We start from the raw sequence: 3,068 nt of genomic DNA, 5'->3' as shown, positions 1-3,068 counted from the left end.
TCGCCGTCGAACCGGGCCAGTGCGAAGTCGTCCTTGGGGAAGTGCGCGGGCACCCAGTCGACGATCACCCCGATGCCGGCCTGGTGCAGGGTGTCGACCAGGAAACGGAAGTCGTCCGGGGTGCCCAGCCGGGCGGTCGGCGCGTAGAAACCCGACACCTGGTAGCCCCAGGAACCACCGAACGGGTGCTCCATCACCGGCATGAACTCCACATGGGTGAAGTTCAACTCCTGGAGGTAGGCCGGGAGTTCGACCGCCAGTTGACGATAGGTCAACCCTGGTCGCCAGGACGGCAGATGGAGCTCGTAGACCGACATCGGCGCCTCGTGCGGGGCCGCCTCGGCGCGACGGGCCAGCCAGTCGGCGTCGCCCCACTCGTGCGCCGACTCGGTGACCACCGAGGCCGTCCCCGGCGGGCACTCGGCCTGGCGGGCCAGCGGGTCGGCCTTCTCCGAGACCCGGCCGTCCTGGGCCCGCACCTCGTACTTGTAGCGGGTGCCCTCGCTGATCCAGGGGACGAAGAGCTCCCAGACGCCGGCGGAGCCGAGCGAGCGCATCGGGTGGCCGGTGCCGTCCCAGTGGTTGAAGTCGCCGATCAGCCGGACCCCGGCGGCGTTCGGCGCCCAGACCGCGAAAGCGGTGCCGGGGATGCCCTGCACCGTACGCAGGTGCGAACCGAGCGCCTGCCAGAGCTGCTCGTGCCGACCCTCCGCGATCAGGTGCAGATCCAGCTCACCGAGCGTCGGCGGCAGCCGGTACCCGTCCTGCTCGATGTACTCCACCCCGGCGTAGCTCACCCGGAGTTGGTAGGCCGGGACCTCGTCGAGACCCGGCAGCAGACCGGTGAACATCCCGTCCCGGTCCGGGATCAGCCGGGCCTCGCCCTCGCCGGTCTCCACCACCACCCGGTCCGCCCCGGAGCGCAGCACCCGGACGACCACCCCCTCGGAGGTGAGGTGCGCACCGAGCACGCCGTGCGGGTCGTGGTGCCGGCCGCCGAGCAGCCGGTCGTGCTCCTCCGTCGGCAGCGGCGCCGGTACGAGCGCCCCGGAGCGGGCGGGGGTCGTCCGGGTGGTCGGCGGGACTGTCACGGATGGGTTCCCTTTCGTGGAGTCAGGCTTCGTGGAGTCGGGCAAGGTGCGCGGACGGCGGGTGTCTCAGCGGGCGGGTCTCAGCGGCCGGAGACCAGCCGCTGGATCGCGGCCAGCGGGATGGGCAGCCAGTCCGGCCGGTGCTGGGCTTCGTAGACAGCCTCGTAGACCGCCTTGTCCGCCTCGAAGGCGCGAAGCGCGACCGGGTGGCAGTGCGGGTCCATGCCACCTGCGGCGGCGTAACCGGCCGCGAACGCACGGCGGTTGCGCACCGCCCAGGCGTACGCCCGGCGGCTCTGGCGCAGCCGGACCGCGGAGGGTTCGCCCTCGGCCGGAGCCGCGCCGCTCTCCTCGCGGCGCAGCACCTCGGCGAGCGCCTGCTGGGCCGCGTAGTCGAAGGAGCGGAGCATGCCGGCGACGTCCCGCAGGGCGGGCTGCGGCAGACCTCGTTCGGCGGTCGGGCGGGCCGGTTCTCCCTCGAAGTCGATGATCTTCCAGCCGTCGCCGCCCCGCAGCACCTGGCCGAGGTGCAGGTCGCCGTGGATCCGCTGGCCGTGCTCGCCGCCGCCGCGCAACGCCACCTTGGCGTAGTCGTCGTACAGGGTGGCGATCCGGCCCGCGTAGGGCTCCAGGTCGGGGACCAGCCGAACGGCCGCCTTGAGCCGCCGTTCCATCCCGCCCGCCTGGTCGAGGACGTCGGCCGGCTCCATCCTGGCCCGCCCGAACGCACTGGTCAGGGCGGTGTGGAGTTCGGCGACCGCCTCGCCCAGGGCCCGGGCCTCGGTGGTGAAACCACCGATCGCGGGCACCGCCTGGCAGCTTCCGACCAGGCAGTCGGCCGCCTGCTCGACCGCCAGCTCCCAGCCGTTGCCCTCGGCGGGCAGGAACTCCGTGAGGACTCCGAGCACCGTGGCCTCCCCGCCGTTCCCGGCGGTGCTCAGCCAGCCGACCAGCCTGCTGGTCCGGGGCGACCCGACCTCGGTGAGCCCGCGCAGGGTCTCCACCTCGGGGTGCAGCCCCGGCTCCGGACTGCGCAGCAGCTTGAACATCAGCCGGTCTCCGTAGACCACCGAGGTGTTGCTCTGCTCCACCGAGAGTGCCCGCGGTGTCAGCCCGGTCAGCTCCAACGAGCCGTCCGGCAGCGCGAGTCGGAGCCCGCCGACCGGTCCGGCCGCCGTCCGCGCCAGCAGCCGGGACATCAACTCCGGGTCCTCGGTCGCCTCGTAGAGGTACCGGCCGTCCCACTCGCCGCCGGTCGCGGTGCCGATCACGGCCGACGCCAGTTCGGCGGGGAGCGACCGGCGGACACCGACCAGCAGTTGGTAGCGCCGCACCGGTGCGCCGGAGCCGGAGTGCCGGGCGGTCAGCAGCAGATGGAGCAGCACCGGTGCGTCACGGTCGGCGGGGTCGCCGGCCAGGACGGTGCTGCCGACCGGCTCCAGGCCCTGCAGGCAGCCCCGCTCATGGGCGAACCAGCGACGGTTCACGAGCCATGGGACGAGTGCGGGCAGCAGGGGCCGCACCAGCTCGTCCGCCTGGAGTGCGGGCCGTCGGACGGCCGCGACGCAGGAGTCACAGACAACGGCGGTGGTGGTCATACGGGCACCCCCCGGTCCACGGTGAGCAGGTGTGCGGGAGCCACGGCGGGGTCGAGCCGGACGTAGTTGTCCCGGCCCCACCGGTACACCGCTCCGGTCAACTCGTCGCACACGGAGAGCTGTTGACCTTCGGTCAGACCGAGGGTGGCCAGGTCCAGCGAGACCGTGGCCTCCTGCGCGTGCTGCGGATCGAGGTTGACCACGGTGATCACCGTGTCCGTTCCGCTCTGCTTCGAGAAGGCGAGGATGTGGTCGTTGTCGGTGGGGTGGAAGGTGAGGTCGCGCAGCTGTTGGAGGGCGGGGTGGCGCCGGCGCAGCCGGTTGAGGACGGTGATGAGGGGGGTGAGGGTGTTGGTGGTGGTCCAGTCGCGGGGCCGTA

The 3,068-nt window shown here is 72.6% G+C and carries 3 protein-coding genes; all 3 read right to left on the bottom strand.

Going from position 1 to position 3,068, the window contains the following annotated elements:
• On the bottom strand, nt 1–1,091 hold a 1,091-nt coding region (locus tag ACXJMZ_RS37005; protein WP_457034385.1), incomplete at its 3' end, for a GlgB N-terminal domain-containing protein.
• Between the two features lie 80 nt (nt 1,092–1,171).
• The gene (locus ACXJMZ_RS37000; RefSeq protein WP_457034384.1) at nt 1,172–2,689 is read right to left on the bottom strand and encodes a maltokinase N-terminal cap-like domain-containing protein; all 1,518 of its coding nucleotides are present in this window, start codon (nt 2,687–2,689) and stop codon (nt 1,172–1,174) included.
• Nucleotides 2,686–3,068 (bottom strand): alpha-glucosidase C-terminal domain-containing protein (locus ACXJMZ_RS36995; RefSeq protein WP_457034383.1); only part of this gene is annotated, 383 nt, incomplete at its 5' end. The genes ACXJMZ_RS36995 and ACXJMZ_RS37000, both read right to left, overlap by 4 nt.

It is taken from the genome of Kitasatospora sp. P5_F3, from assembly GCF_054049135.1.
This window is presented reverse-complemented; position numbering and strand designations above follow the sequence as displayed.